28 protein-coding genes are annotated in these 25461 nt (G+C 69.2%); 18 read left to right on the forward strand and 10 right to left on the reverse strand.

What is annotated here, in order from left to right; translation table 11 throughout:
* Window positions 1–214 precede the first annotated feature (214 nt).
* A complete protein-coding gene (locus tag CSC76_RS19290; RefSeq protein ID WP_274382098.1) occupies window positions 215–337 on the forward strand; it encodes a hypothetical protein in 123 nt (40 codons plus the stop codon).
* Window positions 338–340: 3 nt separating this feature from the next.
* On the forward strand, window positions 341–784 hold the full coding sequence (locus tag CSC76_RS13255; protein WP_162110472.1) for a DUF3106 domain-containing protein: 444 nt from the start codon (window positions 341–343) through the stop codon (window positions 782–784).
* A 16-nt stretch (window positions 785–800) separates the two neighbouring features.
* Here the strand turns inward: CSC76_RS13255 and CSC76_RS13260 are convergent, their stop codons facing one another.
* Entirely contained in the window at window positions 801–1907 is a 1107-nt protein-coding gene (locus CSC76_RS13260; RefSeq protein ID WP_162110473.1) for an NAD(P) transhydrogenase subunit alpha, read from the reverse strand.
* Between the two features lie 76 nt (window positions 1908–1983).
* Entirely contained in the window at window positions 1984–4278 is a 2295-nt protein-coding gene (locus CSC76_RS13265; RefSeq protein ID WP_162110474.1) for a DUF1631 domain-containing protein, read from the reverse strand.
* A gap of 153 nt (window positions 4279–4431) precedes the next feature.
* Here CSC76_RS13265 and CSC76_RS13270 point away from each other — a divergent pair, with 153 nt between their 5' ends.
* The 3 genes from CSC76_RS13270 to CSC76_RS13280 all read left to right on the forward strand — a co-directional run bounded on the left by CSC76_RS13270 (window position 4432) and on the right by CSC76_RS13280 (window position 6533).
* Window positions 4432–5013: a nitroreductase family protein gene (locus CSC76_RS13270; protein WP_162110475.1), complete on the forward strand. Its 582-nt coding sequence runs from the start codon at window positions 4432–4434 to the stop codon at window positions 5011–5013.
* Between the two features lie 67 nt (window positions 5014–5080).
* A complete protein-coding gene (locus CSC76_RS13275) occupies window positions 5081–5926 on the forward strand; it encodes a 5'-3' exonuclease (RefSeq protein WP_238394975.1) in 846 nt (281 codons plus the stop codon).
* A gap of 40 nt (window positions 5927–5966) precedes the next feature.
* On the forward strand, window positions 5967–6533 hold the full coding sequence (locus tag CSC76_RS13280) for an NUDIX hydrolase (RefSeq protein WP_162110476.1): 567 nt from the start codon (window positions 5967–5969) through the stop codon (window positions 6531–6533).
* A gap of 21 nt (window positions 6534–6554) precedes the next feature.
* Here CSC76_RS13280 and CSC76_RS13285 read toward each other — a convergent pair whose 3' ends face one another.
* The 3 genes from CSC76_RS13285 to prmC form a co-directional block, all read right to left on the reverse strand.
* Window positions 6555–6974: a DUF4019 domain-containing protein gene (locus CSC76_RS13285; RefSeq protein WP_162110477.1), complete on the reverse strand. Its 420-nt coding sequence runs from the start codon at window positions 6972–6974 to the stop codon at window positions 6555–6557.
* Window positions 6975–7206: 232 nt separating this feature from the next.
* Window positions 7207–8148, reverse strand: coding sequence for a prolyl aminopeptidase (gene pip / locus CSC76_RS13290; protein WP_162110478.1), 942 nt, complete (start codon window positions 8146–8148; stop codon window positions 7207–7209).
* 30 nt (window positions 8149–8178) lie between these two features.
* Complete coding sequence (gene prmC, locus CSC76_RS13295) at window positions 8179–9051, reverse strand: peptide chain release factor N(5)-glutamine methyltransferase (protein WP_162110510.1); 873 nt, start codon at window positions 9049–9051, stop codon at window positions 8179–8181.
* A 386-nt stretch (window positions 9052–9437) separates the two neighbouring features.
* Between prmC and ahpC the strand changes: the two genes are divergently transcribed.
* From ahpC to CSC76_RS13330, 7 genes are all read left to right on the forward strand, one after another.
* Window positions 9438–10001, forward strand: coding sequence for an alkyl hydroperoxide reductase subunit C (gene ahpC, locus CSC76_RS13300; protein WP_162110479.1), 564 nt, complete (start codon window positions 9438–9440; stop codon window positions 9999–10001).
* A gap of 236 nt (window positions 10002–10237) precedes the next feature.
* A complete protein-coding gene (gene ahpF / locus CSC76_RS13305; protein WP_162110480.1) occupies window positions 10238–11824 on the forward strand; it encodes an alkyl hydroperoxide reductase subunit F in 1587 nt (528 codons plus the stop codon).
* 56 nt (window positions 11825–11880) lie between these two features.
* Window positions 11881–12852, forward strand: a complete 972-nt coding sequence (locus tag CSC76_RS13310; protein ID WP_162110481.1) for a LysR substrate-binding domain-containing protein — start codon at window positions 11881–11883, stop codon at window positions 12850–12852.
* Between the two features lie 122 nt (window positions 12853–12974).
* Window positions 12975–13415: a nucleoside diphosphate kinase regulator gene (rnk, locus tag CSC76_RS13315; RefSeq protein WP_185895383.1), complete on the forward strand. Its 441-nt coding sequence runs from the start codon at window positions 12975–12977 to the stop codon at window positions 13413–13415.
* A gap of 112 nt (window positions 13416–13527) precedes the next feature.
* Complete coding sequence (locus CSC76_RS13320) at window positions 13528–14493, forward strand: transaldolase (protein WP_162110482.1); 966 nt, start codon at window positions 13528–13530, stop codon at window positions 14491–14493.
* A 64-nt stretch (window positions 14494–14557) separates the two neighbouring features.
* On the forward strand, window positions 14558–15529 hold the full coding sequence (locus CSC76_RS13325) for a CapA family protein (protein WP_162110483.1): 972 nt from the start codon (window positions 14558–14560) through the stop codon (window positions 15527–15529).
* 1 nt (window position 15530) lies between these two features.
* Complete coding sequence (locus CSC76_RS13330) at window positions 15531–15920, forward strand: hypothetical protein (RefSeq protein WP_162110484.1); 390 nt, start codon at window positions 15531–15533, stop codon at window positions 15918–15920.
* A 21-nt stretch (window positions 15921–15941) separates the two neighbouring features.
* Here the strand turns inward: CSC76_RS13330 and msrA are convergent, their stop codons facing one another.
* Genes msrA through CSC76_RS13345 form a run of 3 tightly spaced genes read right to left on the reverse strand, consistent with a single transcriptional unit; the run spans window position 15942 to window position 17599 of the window.
* The gene (gene msrA, locus CSC76_RS13335; protein ID WP_162110485.1) at window positions 15942–16592 is read right to left on the reverse strand and encodes a peptide-methionine (S)-S-oxide reductase MsrA; all 651 of its coding nucleotides are present in this window, start codon (window positions 16590–16592) and stop codon (window positions 15942–15944) included.
* A gap of 30 nt (window positions 16593–16622) precedes the next feature.
* Complete coding sequence (locus tag CSC76_RS13340) at window positions 16623–16892, reverse strand: putative signal transducing protein (RefSeq protein WP_162110486.1); 270 nt, start codon at window positions 16890–16892, stop codon at window positions 16623–16625.
* 32 nt (window positions 16893–16924) lie between these two features.
* Entirely contained in the window at window positions 16925–17599 is a 675-nt protein-coding gene (locus CSC76_RS13345) for a glutathione S-transferase (protein ID WP_162110487.1), read from the reverse strand.
* A gap of 94 nt (window positions 17600–17693) precedes the next feature.
* Here CSC76_RS13345 and CSC76_RS13350 point away from each other — a divergent pair, with 94 nt between their 5' ends.
* The 5 genes from CSC76_RS13350 to CSC76_RS13370 all read left to right on the forward strand — a co-directional run bounded on the left by CSC76_RS13350 (window position 17694) and on the right by CSC76_RS13370 (window position 22625).
* The gene (locus tag CSC76_RS13350; protein ID WP_162110488.1) at window positions 17694–19451 is read left to right on the forward strand and encodes a glutamine--tRNA ligase/YqeY domain fusion protein; all 1758 of its coding nucleotides are present in this window, start codon (window positions 17694–17696) and stop codon (window positions 19449–19451) included.
* A gap of 76 nt (window positions 19452–19527) precedes the next feature.
* Window positions 19528–19947, forward strand: a complete 420-nt coding sequence (locus CSC76_RS13355) for a hypothetical protein (RefSeq protein ID WP_162110489.1) — start codon at window positions 19528–19530, stop codon at window positions 19945–19947.
* Entirely contained in the window at window positions 19947–20507 is a 561-nt protein-coding gene (locus CSC76_RS13360) for a nucleoside deaminase (RefSeq protein WP_162110490.1), read from the forward strand. Before CSC76_RS13355 ends, CSC76_RS13360 begins: the two co-directional genes overlap by 1 nt.
* Window positions 20508–20595: 88 nt before the next feature.
* Window positions 20596–21648, forward strand: coding sequence for a 23S rRNA (cytidine(2498)-2'-O)-methyltransferase RlmM (gene rlmM / locus CSC76_RS13365; protein ID WP_162110491.1), 1053 nt, complete (start codon window positions 20596–20598; stop codon window positions 21646–21648).
* A 38-nt stretch (window positions 21649–21686) separates the two neighbouring features.
* Complete coding sequence (locus tag CSC76_RS13370; protein WP_162110492.1) at window positions 21687–22625, forward strand: SMP-30/gluconolactonase/LRE family protein; 939 nt, start codon at window positions 21687–21689, stop codon at window positions 22623–22625.
* 12 nt (window positions 22626–22637) lie between these two features.
* Here CSC76_RS13370 and CSC76_RS13375 read toward each other — a convergent pair whose 3' ends face one another.
* Window positions 22638–23411 (reverse strand): SGNH/GDSL hydrolase family protein, encoded by a 774-nt coding sequence (locus tag CSC76_RS13375; protein WP_162110493.1) that lies wholly within the window; start codon window positions 23409–23411, stop codon window positions 22638–22640.
* Between the two features lie 148 nt (window positions 23412–23559).
* Here CSC76_RS13375 and CSC76_RS13380 point away from each other — a divergent pair, with 148 nt between their 5' ends.
* The gene (locus CSC76_RS13380; protein ID WP_162110494.1) at window positions 23560–24282 is read left to right on the forward strand and encodes a hypothetical protein; all 723 of its coding nucleotides are present in this window, start codon (window positions 23560–23562) and stop codon (window positions 24280–24282) included.
* A gap of 6 nt (window positions 24283–24288) precedes the next feature.
* On the opposite strand, the gene CSC76_RS13385 is transcribed toward CSC76_RS13380, so the two are convergent.
* Window positions 24289–25416 (reverse strand): Gfo/Idh/MocA family protein, encoded by a 1128-nt coding sequence (locus tag CSC76_RS13385; RefSeq protein ID WP_338014958.1) that lies wholly within the window; start codon window positions 25414–25416, stop codon window positions 24289–24291.
* Window positions 25417–25461: the final 45 nt, after the last annotated feature.

Below are 25461 nucleotides of genomic sequence, written 5' to 3' on the forward strand. Positions count from 1 at the left end.
CCCCCGGCGGCGCCCTCGGCGCGCCCGGCCCCGGGCCCCGCCCCCCCGGCCCCGACGCTGCCCGCCGGGCCGCCCCCCGCCCCGCGCCCCGGGGGACCCCGCCCCGGCGGCGGCACCCCGCGCGCCCGCGCACCCCGCCTGGCTGGCGGTCGGCGCCGGCCTGCGGTCCCTGCCGCAGGCGCCCACCCCCTCCTCCCCCGGCGTGACGACGCCCGTGCCGCTGGCTGCGACCGACGACGACGCGCTGGACGGAACCGCCGCCGGCACGCTGGAAGAAGACCCCGACCTGTACCTGTGGCTGGCGTCCGCCGAGGCGCAGCCCCTTGCGATGGAGTGACCCATGACATCCCGTATCGCCCGCCTCTTCGTCCTCGGCCTGCTGGCCTTCGCGTCTGCCCAGGCGTTCGCCCAGTCGCCGCCGCCCGCGCCCCTGCCCGCCTGGGAACAGCTGACCCCGCAGCAGCGCGAGGCACTGATCGCTCCCCTGCGCGACCGCTGGAACCGCGAACCCGAGGACCGTCCCCGCATGATGGAGCGCGCGCAGCGCTGGCAGGCCCTGTCGCCCGAGCAGCGCGCACAGGCACGCCACGGGATGAAGCGCTTCGAAGGCATGAGTCCGGAACAGCGCCGGCAGGCCCGCGCGCTCTACGGCCGGATGAAGGAACTCACGCCCGAGCAGCGCGCCGCGCTACGCGACCAGTGGAAGAAAATGACGCCCGAGCAGCGCGAGGCGTGGATGCAGGAGAACGCACCGCGGCGGCGCCCGTCGCGGGAAGAACGCTGATCCGGTTTCGCCCGCGTCAGGCCGCCTGCGCAGGCGCGTCGGACCGTTCCGGCCACACGGTCTTCGCCAGCAGTTCGTCGTTCCAGTCGAACTGCAACGCACCGTCCTTGACGAACAGGGACACGAAATTGAGCACGTTGCGGGCGTACATCTCGCTGGCGTGCACCGCGCCCAGGCTGGCCAGGTTCAGCGGGCCGGCGATCGTCACGCCCTGTGCGTCGTAGGTCTCGCCGGGGCGCGTGAGCTCGCAGTTGCCGCCGGTTTCCGCCGCCAGGTCCACGATGACGCTGCCCGGCTTCATGCCCGCCACCATCGCGGCGGTGATGATCTTCGGGGCCGGCCTGCCGGGGACCGCCGCCGTGCAGACCACCACGTCGATACCCTTGAGATGGTCGGCCAGGCGCTGCTGCTGCAGGGCGCGTTCCTCTTCGGTGAGCTGGCGTGCATAACCGCCCTCCCCCGCCGCACTCACGCCCAGGTCCAGGAACCTGCCGCCCAGCGATTCGATCTGTTCGCGCGTTTCCGGGCGCACATCGAAACCTTCCACCTGCGCCCCCAGGCGCTTGGCCGTGGCCACGCCCTGCAGCCCGGCCACGCCGGCACCGACGATGAGCACCTTGGACGGCCGGATGGTGCCGGCGGCCGTGGTCAGCATGGGGAAGAAGCGCGGGGCGAGCTGCGCCGCAATCAGTACCGCCTTGTAGCCGGCCATGCCGGCCTGCGAACTCAGCACGTCCATTGCCTGCGCACGGGTGGTGCGCGGCAGCCGTTCCAGCGGGAAACTCTGCAGGCCACGTGCCTGCAGCGCATCGGCCCGCGCGGGATCGGCAGTGGGCTGGAGCATGCCGACCAGCGTGGCGCCCGCCTTGAAACCGGCGATCGCATCGGAAGGAGGCGACTGCACGCAGAGCAGCACATCGGCCTGCGCCCGGCCTGCGCCATCGTCCACGGCAGCGCCGGCATCGGCGTAGGCCTGATCGATGAAGCCGGCAGCTGCGCCTGCGCCATGCTCGACGACGACGCGCGCACCGGCGGCGACCAGTTTCTTCACCGTCTCCGGCGTGGCGGCCACCCGGCGCTCGCCGGGCGCGGTTTCCTTCAGTACCCGAACTTCGACCGCCATGGCGCCCCTCGTCGTTAGGTCATCGCTGCGGCGATGCTAACAGAGCGCGACCGCGCCGCGTGGACGCCCGGCGCGATCAGGAAGGAATGCCCACCGAGGGCGTGGGCTCGAGGCGTTCGATCACGCCCTGCATCGCACTGTCGAACGCGTCCTCGCTCTGGTGCGTACGCAGGCGGCCCAGACGGACCATGGCCGCCAGCTCCTCCGGCGAAGCCACGCAGAAGCGCACGCCGCGCCGGTTGACGAACAGCAGGCGCGAGGAAATGGGACTGACCCAGGACAGCTTACCGGCCTGGACCTTGTTGTCCTTGTCGATGAAATCCAGCCACGTGCCGATGGGCAGGCCGCGGAAATGGTCCGCATCGCTGTGGTCGAAATCGAGCGTGTCGGCGCCACCGACAAGCTGGATGGGCGTGGCCTCTTCGTCCACGGCCGGTTTGGGCAGCACCACCTGGGGCAGTTCCGGCAGTGCCTTTTCCAGGTCCGGACGCGCCGCGGCCACCGCCTGCAGCGTGTCGTGCAGCGCGTCGACGGCCCCGCCTGCGGCATCCTGGTTCAGGCCAACACTGGCGAACACCTTCAGCAGCGCGGGCCTCCAGGCCTGCAGCCACGGCTTGCCGATCACGTGGCGCTGCGCTTCGGTCAGTTCTTCCAGCAGCCCGTCGGCCAGCGCCAGCGATTCGCGCAGGCCCTCGCCCTCCTCGCCCTCGCGCAACACCGTCATGGTGACGTGGTGGGCCCACGGCTGGCGCAGGAAATCCTCGATCGCCTGCGGCACGCGGCGGTCGGCCAAGCGCTCGTCCAGCTCGGCGGCCATGCGCGTGCGCGCGGCTTCCAGACGCTCCTGGCCGCGCTGGATCTCGGCGGCACGGCGCTCGGCGATCTCGATGCGTCGACGGTGCTGTTCCAGGAACGCGCGGAATTCCTCTTCCAGCGTCAGGAAAATCGCCAGGTTCTCGTTGAACTCGGCCACCAGTCGGTCGATGACCTCCTCGACCTTGGTCAACAGCGTGCGCTCGGCGGCGCTCTCGCCGTTGTTGCCCTCGCAGGCCTCGGCCAGCACGTTCAACAGGCGGCGCGCAGGATGCGTCTTCTGCACGAACATGCGGCGGTCCAGCAGCGCCACCTTGACGAACGGCACCACCAGGCGGCCGATCAGTTCGCGCGGACGGCCTTCCAGATCGCGCTCGTCCAGCATCACGTCGAACAGCATGCCGACCAGGTCGATGGCATCCTCGTCGACCGGCGCCAGGCGCGCCGTGGCGGGATCCACGCCCAGCTGCATCGCGCTGCTGAGCACTTCGTTCTTCAGGCGCTGCGACAGCGACTCGCCGGTGTCGCCGATGGCGGCGCGCAGCGTGGCGCTGGGGGAACTCTGCAGCAACGACAGCACCGACAGCATCTCGCGCTGCGACAGGTCGCGCTGCGGATGCGCCGGACGCGGGGCCTCGTCCTGCACGTCACGGCCACGGCGCGATTCCTGCAGCAGGTGATGCAGCGCCTCCAGCAGGACGCCCTGTGCGCCGGGCGCGGAGGCGTAACCGGGCGGCACCTCGCCGAAGCCGGGGGACTGCGCGCCGGCATGTGCGGCCTGCAGGCCACGGTTCACGCCCGCCATGCGGTTGAGGAAGCGCGCCGCCCAGGCCGGGGCGCCCGGCTCCTCGTCGGCGATCAGGTCCTCCAGCTCGCGCGCAGCCTCGGGCCTGGAGGCACGGCGCGCCGCTGGCTCCGGCGCGGTACCGCCGCCGAGCCGCTGGTCGAGCGCCGCGTAGATCCGAGCAATCGCCGGGACCAGGTCGCGTTCGCACAGCTTGATCACCACCAGCCTGACCTCCGGGGTCAGGTCGCACGCCGAGAAGGCCTGGTGGACCGCCACGCCGATGTGTTCGGGACCGATGGGATTCAGGTCGCTGTCCAGCGCCACGTCGCCGGCGATCCAGCCGAGCCGGCGATCCAGTCGCAGGAGCACCGGCTTGCAGTCGCGCTGGATGACGCTGGCCAGGTTGCGCACCGCCAGCCGGGATTCGAGTTCCTGGTCCGTCACCAGGGTCAGGGTGTCGTCCGCACCCTGTGCGAATGCGGTCTCCATGGACATCGGCTGTCCTTCCTGCAGGGCCTTCCAGGCGCGCTGCAGGTGGGCGCGGAAGCGCACGACGATGTCTTCGCGACGACGACGCAGTTCGCGCATGGCATCCAGGAACGCCATCTGCGAAGGGCCCGCGCGCTCGGCGCGGTCGAACAGGGCGTCGTCGAACCGGCCCAGCGCCATGGCGAAGGCGTCCACCAGCGGCGGGATCGCCGCGTCGCGCGCCTGGTCGAGCAGGCGCGTGTCGCGCCCGGGGCGGTCCGCGATATTGAAGACGTTCGACATGCGCAGGGTCTCCGCCCGTGAGGGCGAAAGGCGTTCGGGGGATGCGGACCAGGGATCCGCCATGACATCGTAGGAAATCCGCCGCACGGGCAACCGTGATGCTCTCGGCATTTTAGTGCCATGCAACAAGATGTGACACGGTAAACTTGACGCATGTCGCTTACCGATCCCCTGCACGTCCTCGATACACGCCGCTCGGTGCCGTCGAAGCAACTCGGCGAGCCCGGCCCGGACCACGCCACGCTGCTGCGCATGCTGGCCTCGGCGGTGCGCGTGCCGGACCACGGCAAACTGGTGCCGTTCCGCTTCATCCGTCTGCAGGTGGAGGCCCGCCATGCGCTGGGCGACCTGCTTGCGGCACGCACCTTGCATCTGCAACCCGATGCAGCCGATGCCGTCGTGGAGAAAGACCGCGCACGCTTCTCCCATGCGCCGGTGATCGTCACCGTGGTGGCGCGGCTCACGCCGGGGCACAAGGTGCCCGAGCAGGAACAGCTGCTGACGGCCGGCAGCGTCTGCTTCGCCCTGCTGCAGGCCGCGCAGGCGCTGGGCTTCGGTGCGCAATGGCTGACCGGCTGGATGGCCTACGACGCCGCCGTCGCGGCCACGCTCGGCCTGTCGGCCGACGAACGCATCGCCGGCTTCATCCATATCGGCACGCCGAAAATGGAAGCACCGGAACGCGAGCGCCCCGATCCGGCCCTGCTGCTCACGGACTGGACGCCCGGTGCCTGAGGCGTTTCCTGCGCGGCCGCTGTACCTGGTCGACGCCAGCCTGTACGTGTTCCGCGCCTGGCATTCGATGCCGGACGAATTCCACGATGCCGACGGCTGGCCCACCAACGCGGTGCACGGCTTCGCGCGCTTCCTGCTGGAGCTGCTGGAGAAGGAGCGTCCCGCGCACATCGCGATCGCGTTCGACGAGGCGCTGGACAGCTGCTTCCGCAACCGGCTGTATCCGGCCTACAAGGCCAACCGCGATCCCGCGCCGGACGCACTGCGCCGGCAGTTCACCCACTGCAAGGCACTGTGCGCGGCGTTGGGGCTGAGCGTGCTGTCGCATGGCGAATACGAAGCCGACGACCTGATCGGCAGCGCGCTGCATGCTGCCCGCCCGGATGGGTTCCGTGGCGTCATCGTGTCGGCCGACAAGGATCTCTCCCAGTTGCTTGGCGACCACGACGAGCAATGGGATTTCGCGCGCGGCCAGCGCTGGGGCATGGCCGGCGTGAAGGCACGGCATGGCGTGGAGGCGCGGCAGATCGCCGACTACCTCGCCCTGACCGGCGATGCGGTGGACAACATTCCGGGCGTCAGCGGCATCGGTGCGAAGTCCGCGGCCGTCCTGCTGGCGCATTTCGGCGATCTCGACACCCTGCTGGCCCGCGTGGACGCAGTCGCCTTCCTGCGCCTGCGCGGCGCCGCCACGATGGCCGTGCGCCTGCGCGAACAGCGCGAACACGCCCTGCTCTGGCGACAACTGACCACCATCGCCCTGGACGCCCCCCTGGGCGATATCGCCCACGGCCACGCCCGCGGCCCCGCCGATGGCGACATGCTCGCGGGCCTGTCCGATGCGCTGCGCTTCGGCCCGATGACACGGCGGCGGTTGCGGGCGGCGGCGGGGCTGGATGATCCGGCTTACTGATCGTCTGTAAAACGTCCCCCTCCCCCGATAGCCTCCCCGCATGGACCGACGCGACGACGACAAGCGCAACGCACCCGCCAGAGTGGTCTGGCAGGGCAAATACCAGCGCATGATGGTGCGCGGCACGTGGGAGTACGTGGAACGTGCGCACGCGGGGGGCCTGGCGGCGATCATCATCGCGGTGACGCCGGATGACGAGGTGCTGTTCGTCGAGCAGTTCCGCGTGCCGCTGCAGGCGCTGACCATCGAGATGCCGGCCGGCCTCGTCGGCGACATCCATGCCGACGAATCCATCGAGGTCTCGGCGATCCGGGAACTGGAAGAAGAGACGGGCTGGACCGCCGCGCACGCCGAAGTGCTGATGATCGGCCCCACCTCGTCCGGGAGCAGCAGCGAGAAGATCGCCTTCGTCCGCGCGACCGGCCTGCGCAAGGTCGGCGAAGGCGGCGGCGATGGCGACGAGGACATCACCGTGCACGCCATTCCCCGCGCACGCGCCGCCGCGTGGCTGGCGCAGAAAATCGGCGAAGGCTACGAACTGGACGCGAAACTCTGGGCGGGCCTGTGGATGATCGACCACAATCTGGACGGCACGCCGCGCGCCTGAGCAGGCCGCGCCCGGACAGGCTCAGTCAGGGCGGGCCTGGTACCCAGTCAAGCGCCATACCCCGCCCTCTTCGTAGCGGAGCGTGACCCGCTCCCGATACGGCAGGCCCAACGCCCCCATCCGGCAGGAGAACTCCAACACGGCATAGGTGCCCGGCGGCTGTGCAGGCCCCCTGCGCGGGCGATCGATCCGTGCGGCAGTCCAGCGCCGCTCCATGCCCCATCCCAGCGCGCGACGATGCGAGGTGATGGAGGCGATGAAGGCGTCACGGGTCTGATGTCTTCGAAGCAGCGCCGAGGCGGCATCCCACATCTTCCCCACATCCCCGTGCTCAACCACACGGATCAGGCGCAGGGCCGCCATGCCGAGCCGGGCGACATCCACATCCTCCAGCCCGATGCGGGGCGACCCGATCTCCGAGACCACGTCCTGCTCTGCCATCGCCCCCATCGCACCCTCGGCATCATGCGCTCAGAGGCTTCATCGGAAATCGTCCGCGTCCCCGGACACACAGACACGGCCCAGCAGGCGAAACGGCGCACGGATACCCGCCGACTCACGCGGGCGGCACCGCCGCGCACAGCACGCGCCCATTCTCATCTCACGTGCAGGCACACCTCATGGACATGCGTGCGCGCAGAGCCGGCCGCACACGCCATCCCGCATCTTTCCCTCAGGCGAAGGCGTCGGTCGCGCGCACCAGGGCGTCGACGTTCTCGGCTTCGAATGCCGAGTGACCCGAGGCCGGGGTGATCTCCAGCTTCGCCTTCGGCCAGGCCTTATGCAGGTCCCACGCATTGGCGATGGGGCACACCACGTCGTAGCGCCCATGCACGATGACGCCCGGGATCCCGGCGATGCGCGGTGCGTCGCGCAGCAGCTGGTCTTCGACCTCGAAGAAACCGCCATTGACGAAGTAGTGGTTCTCGATGCGCGCGAAGGCCAGCGCGAACTCCGGCTCCTCGTGCCCGCTGACGAAGTCCGCATCCACGTGCAGGAAGCTGGTCGCGCCTTCCCACACGCTCCACGCCTTCGCGGCGGCCAGCCGCGTGGCCTTGTCGTCCGAGGTCAGCCGGCGATGGAACGCCGAGATCAGGTCGTGGCGCTCCACTGGCGGGATCGCGGTGATGTAGTGTTCCCAGGCGTCCGGGAACAGGCGGCTGGCGCCTTCCTGGTAGAACCACTCCAGTTCCCAGCGTCGCAGCATGAAGATGCCGCGCAGCACGAGTTCGGTGACGCGCTGCGGATGCGTCTCGGCATAGGCCAGCGCCAGCGTGGAGCCCCAGCTGCCGCCGAACACCTGCCAGCGTTCGATGCCCAGCGTCTCGCGCAATTTCTCGATATCCGCCACCAGGTCCCAGGTGGTGTTGTCCACCAGGTCCGCGTGCGGTGTCGAGCGGCCGGAGCCGCGCTGGTCGAACAGCACGATGCGGTATTTCGCGGGATCGTGGAACCGGCGCATCTTCGGGCTGCAGCCTGCGCCCGGCCCACCGTGCAGCAGCACCACGGGTTTGCCTTGGGGATTGCCGCACTGTTCGTAGTACAGCGTGTGGCGGTCGTCGACCTTCAGCGTACCGGTGTCGAAGGGTTCGATGTCGGGGTACAGCGTGCGCATGGGCAGCCCGTCCTGGATGAAAGCGACAGTCTAGCCGCTCGCGTCCTGCACTTCCCTCAGCCGCCCCAGCGTCACGCGGTCGCGCTGTTCCAGATCCCTCTCCGTGGCCACGTCGACGAAACCCGCAGCGGTCATCAGCGCGCGGATGGCGGCGCCCTGATCCCAACCGTGCTCCAGCAACAGCCAGCCGTCCGGCACCAGGAAGCCCGGTGCCCCGCCGATCAGCTCACGGATGGCATCCAGACCGTCCGTGCCGGACGCCAGCGCTGTCGTCGGCTCGAAGCGCAGGTCGCCCCGGGTCAGGTGGGCGTCGCCGTCGGCGATATAGGGCGGATTGCTTGCGATCAGGTGGAAGCGTTCGCCCCGCAGCGGCGTCCACCAGCTGCCTTGGCGGAATTCGACATGGGCGATGCCGTTCGCCACGGCGTTCATGCGGGCGATGGCGAGCGCGTCGGCGCTGAGGTCGGTCGCTATGACACGGGCCTGCCGGCGCTCGCTCGCCAGCGACAGCGCGATCGCACCGGTGCCGGTGCCGAGGTCGGCCACGCGCCATGGCCTGTCCGCCGACAGGCGCTCGAGCGCCAGTTCGACCAGCCGCTCGGTCTCCGGGCGCGGAATGAGCGTGGCGGGCGACACCTGCAGGTCCAGGGTCCAGAAGCCCCGATGGCCGGTCAGGTAGGCCACCGGCTCCCCGGCGATGCGGCGCGTCAGCAGGGCGTCGAACGCCGCCGTCTCGGTGTCCGTCAGGCCCGCGTCCCCGTGCGCGAACAGCCAGGCACGGTCGCGACCCAGCACATGCAACAGCAGGTGTTCCGCCTCGTGGCGCGCCTCCGGTCCCGGCAGGCGCGTCGCGGCGGCGCGCAGGGCGGAGTCGATCTGTACGGGGGGCTGGTGGGCGGTCATCGCACGCATGGTACCGGGCCGCCGGCGTCCCCGATGGGCCTCATCGCTGCGCCGCACCATCATGGTGCTCAATCGCGTCCCGGCATCCGCCGCGCGGACATCGACTTTGCGAGGGTCGTTCGCCGCGGAAACGCCTCGGGTCTCGTAGCCGATCGTCGCGATGGACCGGCACTGCCTGCCATGTGAATCCCTTGAAAAACAGCGTCTTGGGCCACAGATTCAGGCCAGGAAGATCATCTTCCCGAGTCAGATCCACGGTGCCTCACGATTTCATAGCTATAGCCTATTGATTCAATTTCATTAATCGATTTGAGATATCAATAGACCCTGCCTACCATGGCGCCATCGCTTCACCACACCCATCCCACTCCACACGAGGATTTCCGATGTCCCTGATCAACACCCCGGTCCAGCCGTTCAAGACCACCGCCTTCCACAACGGCGAGTTCGTCGAGGTCACCGACGGCACCCTGAAGGGCAAGTGGTCGGTCCTGATTTTCATGCCGGCCGCCTTCACCTTCAATTGCCCGACGGAAGTGGAAGACGCCGCCGCCAACTACGCCGAGTTCCAGAAGGCCGGCGCCGAGGTCTACATCGTCCCCACCGACACGCACTTCTCGCACAAGGTGTGGCACGAAACCTCCCCGGCAGTGGGCAAGGCCCAGTTCCCGCTGGTCGGCGACCCGACCCACCAGCTGACCCGTGCCTTCGGCGTGCACATCGAAGAAGAAGGCCTGGCCCTGCGTGGCACCTTCGTCATCAACCCGGAAGGCATCATCAAGACCGCCGAGATCCACAGCAACGAGATCGCCCGCGACGTGTCGGAGACCCTGCGCAAGCTGAAGGCCGCGCAGTTCACCGCCGCCAACCCCGGCCAGGTCTGCCCGGCCAAGTGGAAGGAAGGCGCCAAGACCATCGCCCCGTCGCTGGACCTGGTCGGCAAGATCTAAGCCTCACCGCAGCACCGGCGCATCCCGGCGCGGATGCGCCATTGCAGTACCGCGTCATCCGCTTCCCGCCACCTCCGGGCCACGCGCCCGGAGGTCGGCCTTCCCGACGGACGTTTGCAGCAGCGGCATGTGCCGCTTGCCGGTTCCCCTCCCTGGCCGGCTCCCTCCCCCGGCGCATGCCGCTCCTGCAAACGCCTGACCTCACTTCCCCCGATTCCTCCACGGAGACGTTCGCCATGCTGGACGCCAATCTGAAGACGCAGCTGCAGGCCTACCTGGAAAAGGCCGTGCGCCCCATCCACATCACCGCGTTCCTGGACGACAGCGACGCCTCGGCCGAGCTGCAGTCCTTGCTGCGCGACCTGAAGGAGGTGTCGGACAGGATCAGCGTCACCGAGCAGCGTGGCGGCGAACGCACACCGTCCTTCTCGCTGACCTCACCGGGCCATGACATCCATCTGACCTTCGCCGGCCTGCCGATGGGCCACGAGTTCACGTCGCTGGTGCTGGCGCTGCTGCAGGTCGGCGGCCATCCGTCGAAGCTGGCGCAGGACGTGATCGAGCAGATCCGTTCGCTCGACGGCCAGTACCGCTTCGAAACCTACTTCTCGCTGTCGTGCCAGAACTGTCCGGACGTGGTGCAGGCACTGAACCTGATGGCGGTGCTGAATCCGAACATCCAGCACGTGGCCATCGACGGCGCGCTGTTCCAGCAGGAAGTCGAGCAGCGCGAAGTGATGTCGGTGCCGACCATCTTCCTCAACGGCGAGGTCTTCGGCGCCGGCCGCATGGGCGTGGAAGAGATCGTCGCCAAGCTGGACACGAACGCAGGCAAGCGCGAGGCCGAGAAGATCAAGGCCAAGGCGCCCTACGATGTGCTTGTCATCGGTGGCGGCCCCGCCGGCGCGGCGGCTGCGATCTACGCCGCGCGCAAGGGCATCCGCACCGGCGTGGCGGCCGAGCGCTTCGGCGGCCAGGTGCTGGACACGATGGCCATCGAGAACTTCATCTCCGTGCCCTACACCGAAGGCCCGAAGCTGGCCGCCGCGCTGGAACAGCACGTCAAGGACTACCAGGTCGACGTGATGAACCTGCAGCGTGCGGAGAAGCTGGTGCCGGCCGGCGCCGATGGCATGGTCGAAGTACACCTGGCCAACGGCGCGTCGCTGAAGTCGAAGACCGTGATCCTGTCCACCGGCGCGCGCTGGCGGCAGATGAACGTGCCGGGCGAGAACGAGTACCGCAACAAGGGCGTGGCCTACTGCCCGCACTGCGACGGCCCGCTGTTCAAGGGCAAGCGCGTGGCGGTGATCGGCGGCGGCAATTCCGGCGTCGAGGCGGCCATCGACCTGGCCGGCATCGTGGCCCAGGTCACCCTGATCGAATTCGACGGCAAACTGCGCGCCGACGAGGTGCTGCAGCGCAAGCTGCACAGCCTGCCCAACGTGCGCGTGGTCACCAGCGCGCAGACCACCGAGGTGCTGGGCGACGGCAGCAAGGTCACCGGACTGGTCTACAAGGACCGCGCGGGCGGCGACACGCATCGCGTGGAACTGGAGGGCATCTTCGTGCAGATCGGCCTGCTGCCCAACACCGAGTGGCTGAAGGGCGTCGTGGAACTGAGTCCGCGCGGCGAGATCGTCATCGACGACCGCGGCCAGACCAGCGTGCCGGGCGTGTTCGCGGCCGGCGATGCCACCACCGTGCCCTACAAGCAGATCGTCATCGCCATGGGCGAGGGTTCGAAGGCCGCCCTCAGCGCCTTCGACCACCTGATCCGCAGTTCCGCCCCGGTGGAAACCGCGGACGCCGTGGCGGCATGATGCATCGCGCGGGCGGTGCGCCCGCGCCGCTCCGCGCTCCTTGAAGGAGGGTTCCGATGAATCTGCGCGACCTGAAGTACCTGGTGGCCCTGGCCGACCACAAGCATTTCGGTCGTGCCGCCGCCGCGTGCTACGTCAGCCAGCCCACGCTTTCCACCCAGATCAAGAAGCTGGAGGACGAACTGGGCGTGCCGCTGGTGGAGCGCGCGCCGCGCAAGGTCATGCTGACACCGGCCGGCCGCGATGCCGCCGAGCGCGCGCGCCGCATCGTGGCCGAGGTCGAGCAGATGAAGGAAGCCGCCCGCCGCAGCCAGGACCCCGAGGCCGGCACCGTCCGGCTGGGAATGTTCCCCACACTGGGGCCCTACCTGCTGCCGCATGTGGTGCCGCGCATCCGCGCGCGCTTCCCGCACCTGGAACTGCTGCTGGTCGAGGAGAAGAGCGATGTGCTGCTGTCGCGGCTGCGCGAGGGCAAGCTGGACGCGGGGCTGCTGGCCCTGCCGGTGGCGGACGACCAGCTGCACACCGAGTTCCTGTTCGAGGAGCCCTTCGTGCTGGCCGTGCCCGAATCGCATCCGCTCGCGCAGCGCGGGTCGCTGACGCTGGCCGAACTGTCGCACCAGCAACTGCTGCTGCTGGAGGACGGCCACTGCCTGCGCGAGCAGGCGCTGGATGTGTGCCGCCTGTCCGGCGCCAACGAGAAATCCGAGTTCCGTGCCACCAGCCTGGAAACCCTGCGGCAGATGGTGGCGGCGGACGTGGGCATCACCCTGCTGCCGACGCTGGCGGTGAAGCCGCCCGTGGCGCGTTCGCCGAACATCCACCTGCTCGGCTTCAGCGATTCGCATCCCAGCCGACGGATCGCGATGGTGTGGCGCAAGAGTTCGGCGATGAGCGGATTCCTGCAGGTGTTCGCGCAGGTGTTCCGCGAACTGCCGCCTGGCCTGTTCCAGCCGGACGCGCCCGTGCCGGCCGCGCCACCCGCCGACGTCGCCGAACCCGTGCCGACGCCTCCGCGCGCGGCTTGAACCAAGCCGCCTTCCGGGCTACGGTAGGCACGCAAAACAGGACCCCGATGGGCGGCGCGGCGACGCGTCGCCCGTTTCCTTTTGCGCGATCCCAAAACTTCCAGAGCCATAGAGAACTTTCGATGAACAACACCCGCACCAGCGGCCTCCCGCCTTCGCTGCCCCCGCTCGTCATCTCCAGCCGCGACATGTCCCGCCTGGAAGCCCTGCTCGACACGCCCGTACTGCGCCGGCATCCCGCCGCACTGGCGCTGATGGACGAACTGAACCGCGCCGACGTGCGCGCGCCGGAGGACATGCCCGGCAATGTGGTGACGATGCATTCGCGCGTCGAGTGCGAAGACGAACTCACCGGCGAACACCACCGCCTCACCCTGGTGTATCCCCACGAAGCGAACGTCGAGACCGGCCTGGTCTCCGTGCTGGCGCCGGTCGGCAGCGCACTGCTCGGGCTGTCGGTGGGGCAGACGATCGATTGGCAGGCCTCCGGCAACCGGTCGTTGCGCCTGCGGGTCACCGCGATCGACTACCAGCCCGAAGCCAGCGGCGACCTGCACCGCTGATCCGCAGCCGCGCTATCGCGTCAATCCACGGAAAGTACGCTCCCGCAGCCGGCCTGCCCCTGCGGGACAGGGCATACTTGTCGCCCGATTTCCCCCTCCTCATCGACCGCCCATGACCGACACCGCTCCCTCCAAGCTGCAGCAGCTCCGCGACCTGTCCGTGGTCGTCGCCGACACCGGTGACTACGACGCCATCAAGCGCCTCAAGCCGGTGGACTGCACCACCAATCCCACCCTGGTGAAGAAGGCGCTGGACCTGCCGGTCTATGCCGACCTGATCGAAGAGCAGCTGGCCTGGGCGCGCGCGCAGGGCGGCGGCGACGCGCTGGTGGACGAAGTGGTGGACCGCCTGACCATCGGCGTCGGTGCCAGGCTCGCCGGCCTGATCCCCGGCCGCGTCTCCACCGAGGTCGACGCCGACCAGGCCTACGACACCGGCGCCACCATCGCCAAGGCGCGCAAGTTCGTGCAGATGTATGCCGACCACGGCATCGACCGCGACCGCATCCTCATCAAGGTGGCCTCCACCTGGGAAGGCGTGGAAGCCGCGCGCCAGCTGCAGGCCGAAGGCATCGACTGCAATCTCACCCTGATCTTCAACCCCACCCAGGCCATCGCCTGCGCCGAAGCCGGCGCGTTCCTGATCTCGCCGTTCGTGGGCCGCATCCTGGACTGGTACGTGGCCAACGGGCAGGCCCCGGCGCACATCGACGAGGACCCGGGCGTGATGTTCGTGCGCGGCGTGTATACGGAGTTCAAGCGCCGCGGCTCGCCGACGGTGGTGATGGGCGCCTCGTTCCGCTCCACCGCGCAGATCGAGGCGCTCGCCGGCTGCGATCGCCTGACGATTTCGCCGGACCTGCTGGAGACGCTGGACCAGGACCGTGGTCCGCTGCCGCGCAGGCTGTCGCCCCTCGAAGCGCAGCCCGTGAACGCCTCTGCGGTCACGGCGGACAGCTTCGGCGCCGCGATCCAGGCCGATCCGATGGCGAAGGAAAAGCTGGCCACCGGCATCGAGACCTTCGCCAAGGACCTGGCCGCGCTGCGCGCCACCGTCCGCGAGAAGCTGTCCGCCTGACGCCGACCCGACCCCGCGCGGGCAGGGCTGGCGCCCGCGCGCCGGACACGGGATGATCGGGCGCATGCGCGCCCTCCTGCTCTCGTCCGCCCTCCTCGCCGCATCCTCGATGGCCCATGGGTCATCGGGCGATGCCAGCCTGATCTTCGTCGGCGACATCATGGTGGCGGAAACGCCCGGCGAGCTGATCGCGCGCGGTGAGGACCCCTTCCAGCCCTTCGCGGCGCTGCTGTCCTCGCACGACGTGCGGATAGGCAACCTGGAGTGCGTGGTCGCGACCACGGGCACGGCGGAAGAAAAACCGTACACGTTCCGGGCCGATCCGCGCACGCTGCCGGTCCTGAAGCGGCACTTCGACGCCGTGTCCCTGGCCAACAACCACTCCGGCGATTTCGGCAAGGCCGCATTCGCCGAGCAGCTGGCGTTGATGGACAAGGCGGGCCTGCCCTATTTCGGCGGCGGTCGCGATGCCACGGCAGCGCATGCGCCCTGGATCGTCGAGCGCAACGGCGTGCGCATCGCGCTGCTGGGCTATGTGGAATTCAAACCCCGTTCCTTCGAAGCCGATGCCAGCCGCCCCGGCGTGGCCTGGAGCGGCGAGGACGACGACGTGATCGAGGACATCATCGCCGCGCGGCGCGTGCACCGGGCGGACATCGTCATCCCCTTCATGCATTGGGGCTGGGAGGACGAACCCGATCCCAGTCCGCGCTTGCGCGCATTCGCCAGGCGCATGATCGACGCGGGCGCCGACATGGTGGTGGGAGGTCATCCGCACGTCACCCAGGGCGCCGAGTACTACCGCGGCAAGCCGATCATCTACAGCCTGGGCAACTTCCTGTTCAACGGATTCGACACGCCGGCGACGACCACCGGCTGGGTGCTGTCGGCCAGGGTGGACCGCACCGGCGTGGTGGACTGGCGCACGCACGTGGCCAGGCTGGACGCCAACGGCGTGCCGCATCCGGACCCGACCGCCAGCAGTCCCTGCGCCAGCCCCGACCGGAAGACCATCAACCAATGCGCGGGCGAATGACATGAAGGCCAGACGCTTGCTGACCCTCCTCGCCCTGGCGCCGCTGGCCGTAGAGGCCCAGGCCGCCAGCGTGCGCTGCCACATCGTCTACGGTGGCGAGCATTTCACCGTCGATGCGGCGCCGACCGATGATCCCTATCGGGCCACGGGCACGAAGATCGGGCGTTACTTCGAGTTCAAGCCGGTCTATGTGGACCGCGTCGCCACCGGCAAGGCCGTCAAGGTCTATGTCTACGGCATGGCCACGGGCCAGCCCGTGCTGATCCATGCGGCCACGCACGCGCCCCCGTTCGCGGGGAAACAGGAAGGACGCGGTTTCACCGGCTTGCATGCCGTCTACGAACCCACCAAGAGCAGCGAACTGCAGTACTGGGGCGAACACCTGCCCTGAGGCCGACCGGGCGGCGCGGGATCAGACGCCCAGGCCGATGGGACAGCTCACGCCGGTGCCACCCAGCCCGCAGTAACCGTTCGGATTCTTGGCCAGATACTGCTGGTGGTAGTTCTCGGCGTAGTAGAACGGCGGCGCCGGATGGACGATCTCGGTGGTGATGTCGCCGTAGCCGGCGGCACGCAGCGTCTGCTGGTAGGCCTGCCGGCTGGCTTCGGCCGCGGCCTGCTGTTCCGGCGTATGGCAGTAGATGCCGGAGCGGTACTGCGTGCCCACGTCGTTGCCCTGGCGCATGCCCTGGGTGGGGTCGTGGCTTTCCCAGAACACCTGCAGCAGGCGCTCGAACGACACCTGGGCCGGGTCGTAGACCACCTTCACCACTTCGTTGTGGCCGGTCTGGCCGGAGCAGACCTCTTCGTAGGTCGCATTCGGCGTGCCGCCGCCCGCGTAGCCGACCGCGGTGGTGTACACGCCGGGCAGCGTCCAGAACACGCGTTCCGCGCCCCAGAAGCAGCCCAGGCCGAACTCCACCTGCTGCAATCCGTCGAATGCATCCTGCAGCGGACGTCCGTTGACGAAATGCACGTTGTGCAGCGGCAGCGGCGTGCTGCGCCCCGGCAGCATGTCTTCCGCGCGCGGCATGCGCTGCTTGTAGGCTCCGATACCCAGCATGGCGAACCTCGTGTGTTGGGGGAAAGCGGATCAGGCCGGCAGGATGCCAAGGCCTTCGTCGTCGCCTTCCAAGATGGGGCCGTTGCCGCCCGAATCCAGTCCCAGGCCCTGCACGACACCCTCCGCGTCGGAGAACGCTGTGTCCGGCACGCACACGCGCAGCACGCCGAACAGCGGCAGTTCGCCCATGCCGCCCAGCAGCGACTCGCCGAACACGAACGCCGGGATGTCCGCTTCTTCCAGTGCGTGCTTCACCAGATGGGCGTCGAACAGGTTGTCGGCCAGGTAGACCACGCGCATGGATACGTCCTCCGCGGCCAGCCTACACCCGGTCAGGCAGGCAGGGGCTTGCGCAACGCGTCGGTGGCCGGCACCGATTCAGGCTCGAGCGCCGCCGCTGCCCGCCATGCCTGCATCGCCGGCAGCGCGAACAGCGCCTGCATGTAGCGGCGCGTGGTGTCGTCCACCTCCACACCATAACCGTCGAAGCGCACCGCCACCGGTGCATACATCGCATCGACGATGCCGAATCCGCCGAACAGGAAGTCGCCATCCCCGCCATGCGCCTCGCGCAGTTCGCGCCACAGCGCCTGGATGCGATCTATGTCGCGCTGGGCCGCGGCATCCCAGCGATAGGCATCCGGCGTGCGCCGGCTGTTCATCGGCAACTGCGTGCGCAGCGCGGTGAATCCGGCGTGCATTTCAGCGGCCGCCGCGCGTGCCACCGCACGTGCGGCACGCTCGCGCGGCCAGCCCTGGCCGTCCAGCCAGCGCTCGGTGGCGTACTCGCAGATCGCCAGCGAATCCCAGACGTGCACATCGCCATCGTGCAGGGCGGGCCCCTTGCCGGTCGGGGAATGGCGCCCGACTTCCGCGGCGAACTGCGGGGTATCCAGCGGCAGGCGGACTTCTTCGAAGGCCACGCCGAAATGGCTGAGCAACAGCCAGGGGCGCAGCGACCAGGACGAGTAGTTCTTGTTGCCGATGACCAGGACGGGAAGGCGCATGGACAGCACCGGAGGCGCGAGGGCCGTTCAGGATAGACCAGCCCGGGCGCCGGACGGGCTAAACTTGCGTTTTCCCGAGCCTGCTGCCTTCCCGATGTCCACCGACGCCGCCCATCCCGCCACCCTTCCGGACGATGCCGCCCCCGAAAAGCGGGACTTCATCCGCCAGATCGTGCGCGAGGACCTGGCCAGCGGCCGCCACGTCGCGGTGAAGACGCGCTTCCCGCCCGAGCCCAACGGCTACCTGCACATCGGCCATGCCAAGGCCATCTGCCTGGACTTCGGCATCGCGGCCGAGTTCGGCGGCGTCTGCAACCTGCGCCTGGACGACACCAACCCGGCCAAGGAAGACCCCGAATACGTGCGTGCCATCCAGGACGACGTGCGCTGGCTGGGTTTCGACTGGCACGACCTGCGCCATGCCTCGGACTATTTCGAGGTGCTGTACCTGGCCGCCGAGAAACTGATCCGCCAGGGCGATGCCTTCGTCTGCGACCTCAGCGCGGACGAAGTGCGCGCGTACCGCGGCACCCTGACCGAGCCCGGCCGCGACTCGCCGTACCGCGACCGCAGCGTGGAGGAAAACCTGGACCTGTTCCGCGGCATGCGCGCGGGCGAGTTCCCGGATGGTGCACGCACGCTGCGCGCGAAGATCGACATGGCCAGCGGCAACATCAACCTGCGCGACCCGGCGCTGTACCGCATCAAGCACGTCGAGCACCAGAACACCGGCAACGACTGGCCGATCTACCCGATGTACGACTACGCGCATTCGCTGAGCGACGCAGTGGAAGGCATCACCCATTCGCTGTGCACGCTGGAGTTCGAGGACCACCGCCCGCTGTACGACTGGTGCGTGGACAAGGTGGACCTGGCGAACTCGCCGGACCTGCTGGCGCCGCTGCTGGCCAAGGGCCTGCCGAAGGAAGCCAGCAAGCCCCGCCAGATCGAGTTCTCGCGCCTGAACTTCAACTATCTGGTGATGAGCAAGCGCAAGCTGCTGGCGATGGTCAACGACCACCTGGTCGACGGCTGGGACGATCCGCGCATGCCCACGCTGCAGGGCATCCGCCGCCGCGGCTACACGCCGGCCGCGCTGCGCCTGATGGTGGACCGCGTGGGCATCAGCAAACAGAACTCGCTGCTGGACATCGGCATCCTGGAAGGCGCACTGCGCGAGGACCTGGACGCCGCCGCGCCACGCCGCATGGCCGTCATCGACCCGGTGAAGCTGGTGCTGGCCAACCTGCCGGTCGGCCACGAAGAAACGCTGACGTTCTCCAACCATCCCAAGGACGCATCGTTCGGCCAGCGCAGCGTGCCGTTCTCGCGCGAGCTGTGGATCGAGCGCGAGGATTTCGAGGAAGTGCCGCCGAAGGGCTTCAAGCGCCTCACCACGGGCGGGGAAGTGCGCCTGCGTGGCGCCGGCATCGTGCGCTGCGATGAAGTGATCAAGAACGACGCCGGCGATATCGTCGAACTGCGCGGCTGGCTGGACCCGGAGTCGCGCCCCGGCATGGCCGGCGCCGAGCGCAAGATCAAGGGCACCATCCACTGGGTCAGCGCCATGCACGCCGTCGCCGCGGAGATCCGCCTGTACGACCGCCTGTTCACCGTGCCTAACCCCGATGACGAGTCGGAAGGCAAGACCTACCGCGACTACATGAACCCGGACTCGCGGCGCACGGTAACCGGCTACGTGGAGCCGGCGGCCGCCAGCGCGGCGCCCGAGCAGCCGTTCCAGTTCGAGCGAACGGGGTATTTCGTCGCCGACCGCTACGACCACACGCCGGAGCGTCCCGTGTTCAACCGCAGCGTCACCCTGCGCGACACCTGGGCGACCAAGGCCTGATGCCGGCGCCTTTCACCGCGCCTTGAAGCGGCGAAAGGCAGGCTGGCGCGCACCACCACCGAGGAAGGAGTCCGCCATGTCCCGCATCGCGCTGCGTCTGTTGCCTGCCATGCTGTCGTGCCTGTTCCTGTTCGCGCTGTCGGGCTGCGCGGCGCCGGCGTCCTCCGATGGCGTGGCGACCGATCCGCCCCCAGCATCGACGCCGGCACCCAAGCCCACCGGCGGAAACCTGCCGCCGCGCGAAGCCGGTGCGGTCACCGTGGACTACACCTGCCGGACCAGCGCCGACTGTGCGGTGAAGAACGTGGGCAACTGCTGCGGCGCGATGCCCGCCTGCGTCAACAAGGACAGCCCCACCGACCCGCGGGGCGTCCACGCGCAATGCGCTGCGAGTGGCCGCATGAGCGTCTGCGGCTTCGCCGACGTGACCGCCTGCCAGTGCGTCAGCGGCCGCTGCGAATCCGATTCCTCTTCCCCGACCCTGCCTGCCCGGTAATGCTCTACCAACAGATCCACCTGACCCTGCCCGCCTGGACCCACGACCTGGTCGATCCCGCGGCGACCTACACCAGCGACGAAGAGAAGGTCGCGCTGGCCATCGAGCTCTCGCGTCGCAACGTCGACGCGAACTCCGGTGGTCCGTTCGGCGCGGCGGTATTCGGACCCGATCACCGCGTCATCAGCCTCGGGGTGAACCGGGTGATGCCGCACACCTGCTCGCTGGCGCACGCCGAGAACATGGCCTACATGCTGGCGCAGCAGCGCCTGCAGACGCCGCGCCTCAACGATGTACTGGCGCCGGTGGTGCTGGCCACCTCCTCGCAGCCGTGCTGCCAGTGTTACGGCGCCACCATCTGGGCCGGTATCGACCGCCTGCTGATCGGCGCGCGTGCCGAGGACGTGATGGAACTGACCGAGTTCGACGAAGGCCCGCTGCCGGCCGACTGGATCGGCGAGCTCAACAAGCGCGGCATCGAAGTCGTGCGCGACCTGCGGCGCGACGACGCGCGCGCCGTGCTCCGCCGCTACGGCGAATCGGGCGGCGACAGGTACTGAGCCGGACGCAGGGAAGCCCTTCCCCGGCTTCTCCTGTACCCTGTGGTCGCGGCAGGAGCCGCAGCCCTCCGCTTCACGCGACCGTGCCATGTCATCGACGACCGGCCTGCTGGCCTATTGCCGCCAGGGATTCGAACCCGAACTTGCCGCCGAGCTGACCGAGCGCGCCGCGCTGGCCGGCTTCGCCGGCTATGCCCGCGCGCAGCGCAACGATGGCCACGTGGTGTTCGTGTGCGAGGAAGCGCAGGCGCTCGACCGCGCCCTGCCCTGGCGCGAGCTGATCTTCGCCCGGCAGAAGCTGCGGCTGCTGGCCGAGCTGCGCGGCATCGACCCGAAGGACCGCATCACGCCCCTTCTCGCCGCCCTGGCCGGCGGCGGGCGCTACGGCGACCTGTGGGTGGAGCATCCGGATTCGGACAGCGCCAAGCCACTGGCGGGACTGGCGCGCAGTTTCGGCAACGCGCTGCGTCCGGCGCTGCGCAAGGCCGGGTTCCTCACCGAGAAAGACGATGCGCGCCTGCCGCGTCTGCACGTGGTGTTCGTGCAGGGCGACCACCTGTTCCTGTGCGCGGCGGACGCGCGCGACAGCGCGCCGTGGCCGCTCGGCATCCCGCGCCTGAAGCTGCTGCCGGATGCGCCTTCGCGCTCGGCGCTGAAACTGGAGGAAGCCTTCCTGTCGCTGCTCGACGATGCCCAGCGCGAAGCGCTGTTGAAGCCCGGCATGACCGCCGCCGACCTGGGTGCCGCGCCCGGCGGCTGGACCTGGGTGCTCACCCGCCACCACCTGCGCGTCACCAGCGTCGACAATGGGCCGCTGCGCGAGCATGTGCTGGCCACGGGCCTGGTCGAGCACCTGCGCGCGGACGGCTTCCACTGGAAGCCCCCGCAACCGCTGGACTGGATGGTCTGCGACATGGTCGAGCAGCCACGACGGGTCGCCGAGCGCATGGCGCAGTGGTTCCGCGAAGGCTGGTGCCGGCACGCCGTGTTCAACCTCAAGCTGCCGATGAAGAAGCGCTGGGACGAGACCAAGCTCTGCCTGGAGCTGTTCGCGGACCAGGCCGGCAGGCCGCTGGAGATCCGCGCGCGCCAGCTGTACCACGACCGCGAAGAGATCACCGTGTTCGCCACGCCGGGCTGACACGTGCAGACCCAGTGCTCGCCCCCGAGGGGAAACCGATGACGTCACCCTCGTCCACACGCATCGCGGCGGCGGTCCTTGCCGCGCTGCTGGCCGGTTGCGCGCATACGGACGTGTCCGAAGGCGGCGACGCGGCGGCGGAAGCGCTGTACGTCGCGCGCGATGTCGTCGGCGACGGCGCGTTCGGTGAAGGCATCGAGGGCCCGGCCTTCGGTCCGGACGGTGCGCTGTATGCGGTGGGCTTCGGCCGCGGCGGCAGGATCGGGCGGGTGACCTTCGATGCCGATGGCAGCGGACGCGCGGACCTGTTCATGACGCTGCCCGCGGGCAGCGCCGGCAACGGCATCCGCTTCGATGCCGACGGCTTCATGTACGTGGCCGACTACACCGGCCACCACATCCTTCGCATCGATCCGCGCGACCGCTCGGTGGGCGTGTTCGCCACCCTGTCGGGCGCGCACCAGCCCAACGATCTCGCCTTCGCGCCGAACGGGATGTTCTACGCCAGCGACCCGGACTGGCGCACCGGCACCGGCCAGCTGTGGCGGATCCTGCCCTACGGCAGGGCCGCGCTGCTCGAAACCGGGATGGGCACCACCAACGGCGTGGAGGTCGGCCCCCGGGGCGACGTGCTGTACGTCAACGAGAGCGTGCAGCGGCGCGTATGGGCCTACGACCTGGACGCCAGCGGCGGGATATCCGGCAAGCGCCTGCTTATCGCCTTTCCGGACCATGGCCTGGCCGGCATGCGCACCGACGTGCGGGGCAACCTCTACATCGCCCGGTACGGGGCCGGCACGGTGGCGGTGGTGTCGCCGCAGGGCGAGCTGCTGCACGAAGTGCGGCTCAAGGGACGCAAGCCGACCAACGTCGCCTTCGGGGGGCCCGACGGACGCACGGTGTTCGTCACCCTGCAGGACCGTGGCGCCATCGAAGCCTTCCGTACGGAACTGCCCGGGCGCGAAACCGGCCCGTAACGCCGCGGCCGCTCACTTGCGGCCGAGCGCCTCCTCGATCGCCCGCTGGGCCAGCGGCGCCATCACCGCATAGCCGGCCGGCGTGGGATGCACGCCATCCGCGGCCAGCCGGGCATCCAGTCCGCCTTCGGCGTTGACCATGGCCCGGTGGTAATCCAGATGCACGGCCCCCGACGCGCGCGCGTAGGCCTCGACCCATCGGTTCAGCGCCTTGATCGGCTCGGCCGGTCGGTAGCCCGGTCGCCAGGGGTAGGCGCTGGCGGGCAGCACGGATGCCAGCACCACGCGGATGCCGTTGGCCTGCGCCAGCTGCACCATCGAACGCAGGTTGTCTTCGATCATGCGCTGCGTGGCTGGTCCGGTATTACCGGCGATGTCATTGGTTCCGGCCAGGATCACCACCACCTCCGGGTTAAGCGCGATCACGTCCTGGCGGAAGCGCACCAGCATCTGTGCGGTCGTCTGCCCGGAGATGCCGCGGTTGACGTACGGCTTGCCCGGGAAGAACGACGTGTCCGCCACGCGCCCCCACCCGTCGGTGATGGAATCCCCGTAGAACACCACGCGGCCCGCTTCGTGCGCGGGCAGGCGCGCGTTGTCGTCCCGATAGCGCGCCAGACCGGGCCAGTCGAGCAGGCGCTGCTGCAGCCCCTGCACGCGCTCGGGCGCGAGCGAGGCCGCCGGGGCGATGTAGTCCGGATCCACCGCGAGCGCCTGCGTCTCCGCCTGGGCGACAGCGGCAGTCAGCAAGGGGACAAGCAACAGGGCGCAACGTACGAGAGGCATGGGGGATTTCCGGTGAATGGGGCTGGCGTACCCTACGCGATCCGGCGCCGCGCGGCACCTGCCACGCCGGCACCCACGGCATGCGATGGTTTAGTCTCAGCCCCTGCAATCCGGCCAGGACATACTGGCCCGACAGCGAAGGAGCGTCATGAATCCCCTTTCCCTCAAGGACCCCGCCGGCTTCGGCAACGAGTTCCTGCGCCTGACCCTGCTGCAGGGATTCCAGTCGCTGACCAAGCGCGACCTGGAGTTGCTGATCTTCGTCCTGCTGGAGCGCGATGGCGCCATCGGCCGCGACGAATCCAACTTCACGGTCGCCGGCAAGCTGCGCGTGACGCCTGCCAAGGTCAAGGCGCTGCGTCGCGACGGCTATGCGCGCTGGCGGGCGCTGGTGCCGGAGGAACGCGATGCGGCCCTGCAGCGCATCGTGGCGACCGTGCTGACCGAGGCCAACCTGAAGGCCGGCGCGAAGCATGTCAGCGAACGCAGCCGCAAGGACGGCTTCCTCGCCATCCGCATCGAGCATCCGGACGACCACCAGCAGTTCGAACAGGCCATCCTCGACGTGGGCGCGCTGCCGGTGTACGAGCGCAACCGCGAGGTCGTCGCGGTGCGCTTCGACACCCTGCTGGCGATCGCCGAGCGCTGGGGCTACCTGCAGACGGATCCTGCGTCCGTCGTCGCGGAACTGAAGAAGCTGACCCCCACTGCCGAAGAAGTGGCCGACCTGCTGAAGAAGGACGTCCCCAAGCTGCGTTGGCAGGACGCGCGCAATGCGCTCAACAGCCTGGGCGCGAAAGCCGTCACGAGTACCGCCGAGGGCGGGCTGAAGGGCCTGCTGAAGATCGTGTTCCCGTTCATCCCGGGCTGACAGGATTCAGGCGGACGCGATCTCCACCCGCCTTCCTCCGGCGCGCGCGGACGCGAAGATCGCATCCAGGGCGAGCATGTCGCGCCAGCCCTCCTCGCCGGGCACGCGCGGCGGACGACGTTCCAGGATGGCCAGCGCATCGGCATCCATCTGCCGCGCCTGCTGCGCGGGCGTGGCGCCGATCACAGCGTCGAAGCGGCGCCCGTCGCTGGCCTGGCCACGCACGCCTTCGTACGCCTGGAACGGCGACAGTTCGTACCAGCCCTCCTCGCACTCGGCGCGCAGCAGGTTGAGGTTGCGGCCGAAGCTGGTTTCGCACGCGGCGGTCACGCCGTCCGGAAATTCGAGGCGGAAGCGCATCGTCTCGTCGACACCACGGAAGATCTCCGGCCGCTCCACCGACGAGGTCGCGGTGACCGCGACCGGTTCGGCACCGGTGGTGTAGCGCGCGGCATTGAGCGCGTAGACGCCCATGTCGTACATCGCGCCGCCGCCGCGCGCCGCGTCCAGGCGCCAGGTATCGCGGCTGGCGCCGTCGAACCCATGGAAACCGGCCTCGGCGCGGATGTGCCTCAAGCGGCCGAACGGCCGGGACCTCGCAAGCGCCATCACCGCCTGCGTATTGGGTTCGTGCTGCATGCGGTAGCCGATCGCCAGCTGCACGCGGTGCTGCCGGCAGGCGTCGATCATCGCGCGCGCTTCGGCCGCGTCCATCGCCATCGGCTTCTCGCACCACACGTGTTTGCCCGCGGCGGCCGCGCGCAGGGTGAACGGCTTGTGCAGGTGGTTGGGCAGCACGACGTAGACGACGTCGATGTCGGAGTTCTCGACGATGCGGTCGAAGCCTGCGTAGTCGTAGACGTTGCGATCGGGAATGCCGTATCGCCGCTGCCACTCCGCCGCCTTCGCGGGCGTGCCGGTGACGATGCCGGCCAGGCGGCAGTGCTTCGTCGCCTGCAGCGCGGGCGCCAGCAGGTCGCGACTGTAGTAACCCAGACCGACCAGGGCGACGCCGAGCGGTCGCGAACGCTTGGCGTGCACGCATGGCATCACGCCTGCCAGGCCGGCCGCCGCCAGGGTGCCCAGCAGGCGCCGGCGGGCGGGATCGTGCACGGGAGAAGCGTCGTCGTTCATCGCGGCAACCTCGTGGGGGAATCCCGAGGCTACCGCATGCCTGCA

The sequence above is a fragment of the Pseudoxanthomonas mexicana genome, from assembly GCF_010093385.1.
GTDB classification, from domain to species: Bacteria; Pseudomonadota; Gammaproteobacteria; order Xanthomonadales; family Xanthomonadaceae; genus Pseudoxanthomonas_A; species Pseudoxanthomonas_A mexicana.

Coding starts and splice junctions, on each gene's coding strand:
- CSC76_RS13255 (WP_162110472.1), top strand. CDS start 341: ATGACATCCCGTATCGCCCGCCTCTTCGTCCTCGGCCTGCTGGCCTTC.
- CSC76_RS13260 (WP_162110473.1), bottom strand. CDS start 1,907: ATGGCGGTCGAAGTTCGGGTACTGAAGGAAACCGCGCCCGGCGAGCGC.
- CSC76_RS13265 (WP_162110474.1), bottom strand. CDS start 4,278: ATGTCGAACGTCTTCAATATCGCGGACCGCCCCGGGCGCGACACGCGC.
- CSC76_RS13270 (WP_162110475.1), top strand. CDS start 4,432: ATGTCGCTTACCGATCCCCTGCACGTCCTCGATACACGCCGCTCGGTG.
- CSC76_RS13275 (WP_238394975.1), top strand. CDS start 5,081: ATGCCGGACGAATTCCACGATGCCGACGGCTGGCCCACCAACGCGGTG.
- CSC76_RS13280 (WP_162110476.1), top strand. CDS start 5,967: ATGGACCGACGCGACGACGACAAGCGCAACGCACCCGCCAGAGTGGTC.
- CSC76_RS13285 (WP_162110477.1), bottom strand. CDS start 6,974: ATGGCAGAGCAGGACGTGGTCTCGGAGATCGGGTCGCCCCGCATCGGG.
- pip (WP_162110478.1), bottom strand. CDS start 8,148: ATGCGCACGCTGTACCCCGACATCGAACCCTTCGACACCGGTACGCTG.
- prmC (WP_162110510.1), bottom strand. CDS start 9,051: ATGACCGCCCACCAGCCCCCCGTACAGATCGACTCCGCCCTGCGCGCC.
- ahpC (WP_162110479.1), top strand. CDS start 9,438: ATGTCCCTGATCAACACCCCGGTCCAGCCGTTCAAGACCACCGCCTTC.
- ahpF (WP_162110480.1), top strand. CDS start 10,238: ATGCTGGACGCCAATCTGAAGACGCAGCTGCAGGCCTACCTGGAAAAG.
- CSC76_RS13310 (WP_162110481.1), top strand. CDS start 11,881: ATGAATCTGCGCGACCTGAAGTACCTGGTGGCCCTGGCCGACCACAAG.
- rnk (WP_185895383.1), top strand. CDS start 12,975: ATGAACAACACCCGCACCAGCGGCCTCCCGCCTTCGCTGCCCCCGCTC.
- CSC76_RS13320 (WP_162110482.1), top strand. CDS start 13,528: ATGACCGACACCGCTCCCTCCAAGCTGCAGCAGCTCCGCGACCTGTCC.
- CSC76_RS13325 (WP_162110483.1), top strand. CDS start 14,558: ATGCGCGCCCTCCTGCTCTCGTCCGCCCTCCTCGCCGCATCCTCGATG.
- CSC76_RS13330 (WP_162110484.1), top strand. CDS start 15,531: ATGAAGGCCAGACGCTTGCTGACCCTCCTCGCCCTGGCGCCGCTGGCC.
- msrA (WP_162110485.1), bottom strand. CDS start 16,592: ATGCTGGGTATCGGAGCCTACAAGCAGCGCATGCCGCGCGCGGAAGAC.
- CSC76_RS13340 (WP_162110486.1), bottom strand. CDS start 16,892: ATGCGCGTGGTCTACCTGGCCGACAACCTGTTCGACGCCCATCTGGTG.
- CSC76_RS13345 (WP_162110487.1), bottom strand. CDS start 17,599: ATGCGCCTTCCCGTCCTGGTCATCGGCAACAAGAACTACTCGTCCTGG.
- CSC76_RS13350 (WP_162110488.1), top strand. CDS start 17,694: ATGTCCACCGACGCCGCCCATCCCGCCACCCTTCCGGACGATGCCGCC.
- CSC76_RS13355 (WP_162110489.1), top strand. CDS start 19,528: ATGTCCCGCATCGCGCTGCGTCTGTTGCCTGCCATGCTGTCGTGCCTG.
- CSC76_RS13360 (WP_162110490.1), top strand. CDS start 19,947: ATGCTCTACCAACAGATCCACCTGACCCTGCCCGCCTGGACCCACGAC.
- rlmM (WP_162110491.1), top strand. CDS start 20,596: ATGTCATCGACGACCGGCCTGCTGGCCTATTGCCGCCAGGGATTCGAA.
- CSC76_RS13370 (WP_162110492.1), top strand. CDS start 21,687: ATGACGTCACCCTCGTCCACACGCATCGCGGCGGCGGTCCTTGCCGCG.
- CSC76_RS13375 (WP_162110493.1), bottom strand. CDS start 23,411: ATGCCTCTCGTACGTTGCGCCCTGTTGCTTGTCCCCTTGCTGACTGCC.
- CSC76_RS13380 (WP_162110494.1), top strand. CDS start 23,560: ATGAATCCCCTTTCCCTCAAGGACCCCGCCGGCTTCGGCAACGAGTTC.
- CSC76_RS13385 (WP_338014958.1), bottom strand. CDS start 25,416: ATGAACGACGACGCTTCTCCCGTGCACGATCCCGCCCGCCGGCGCCTG.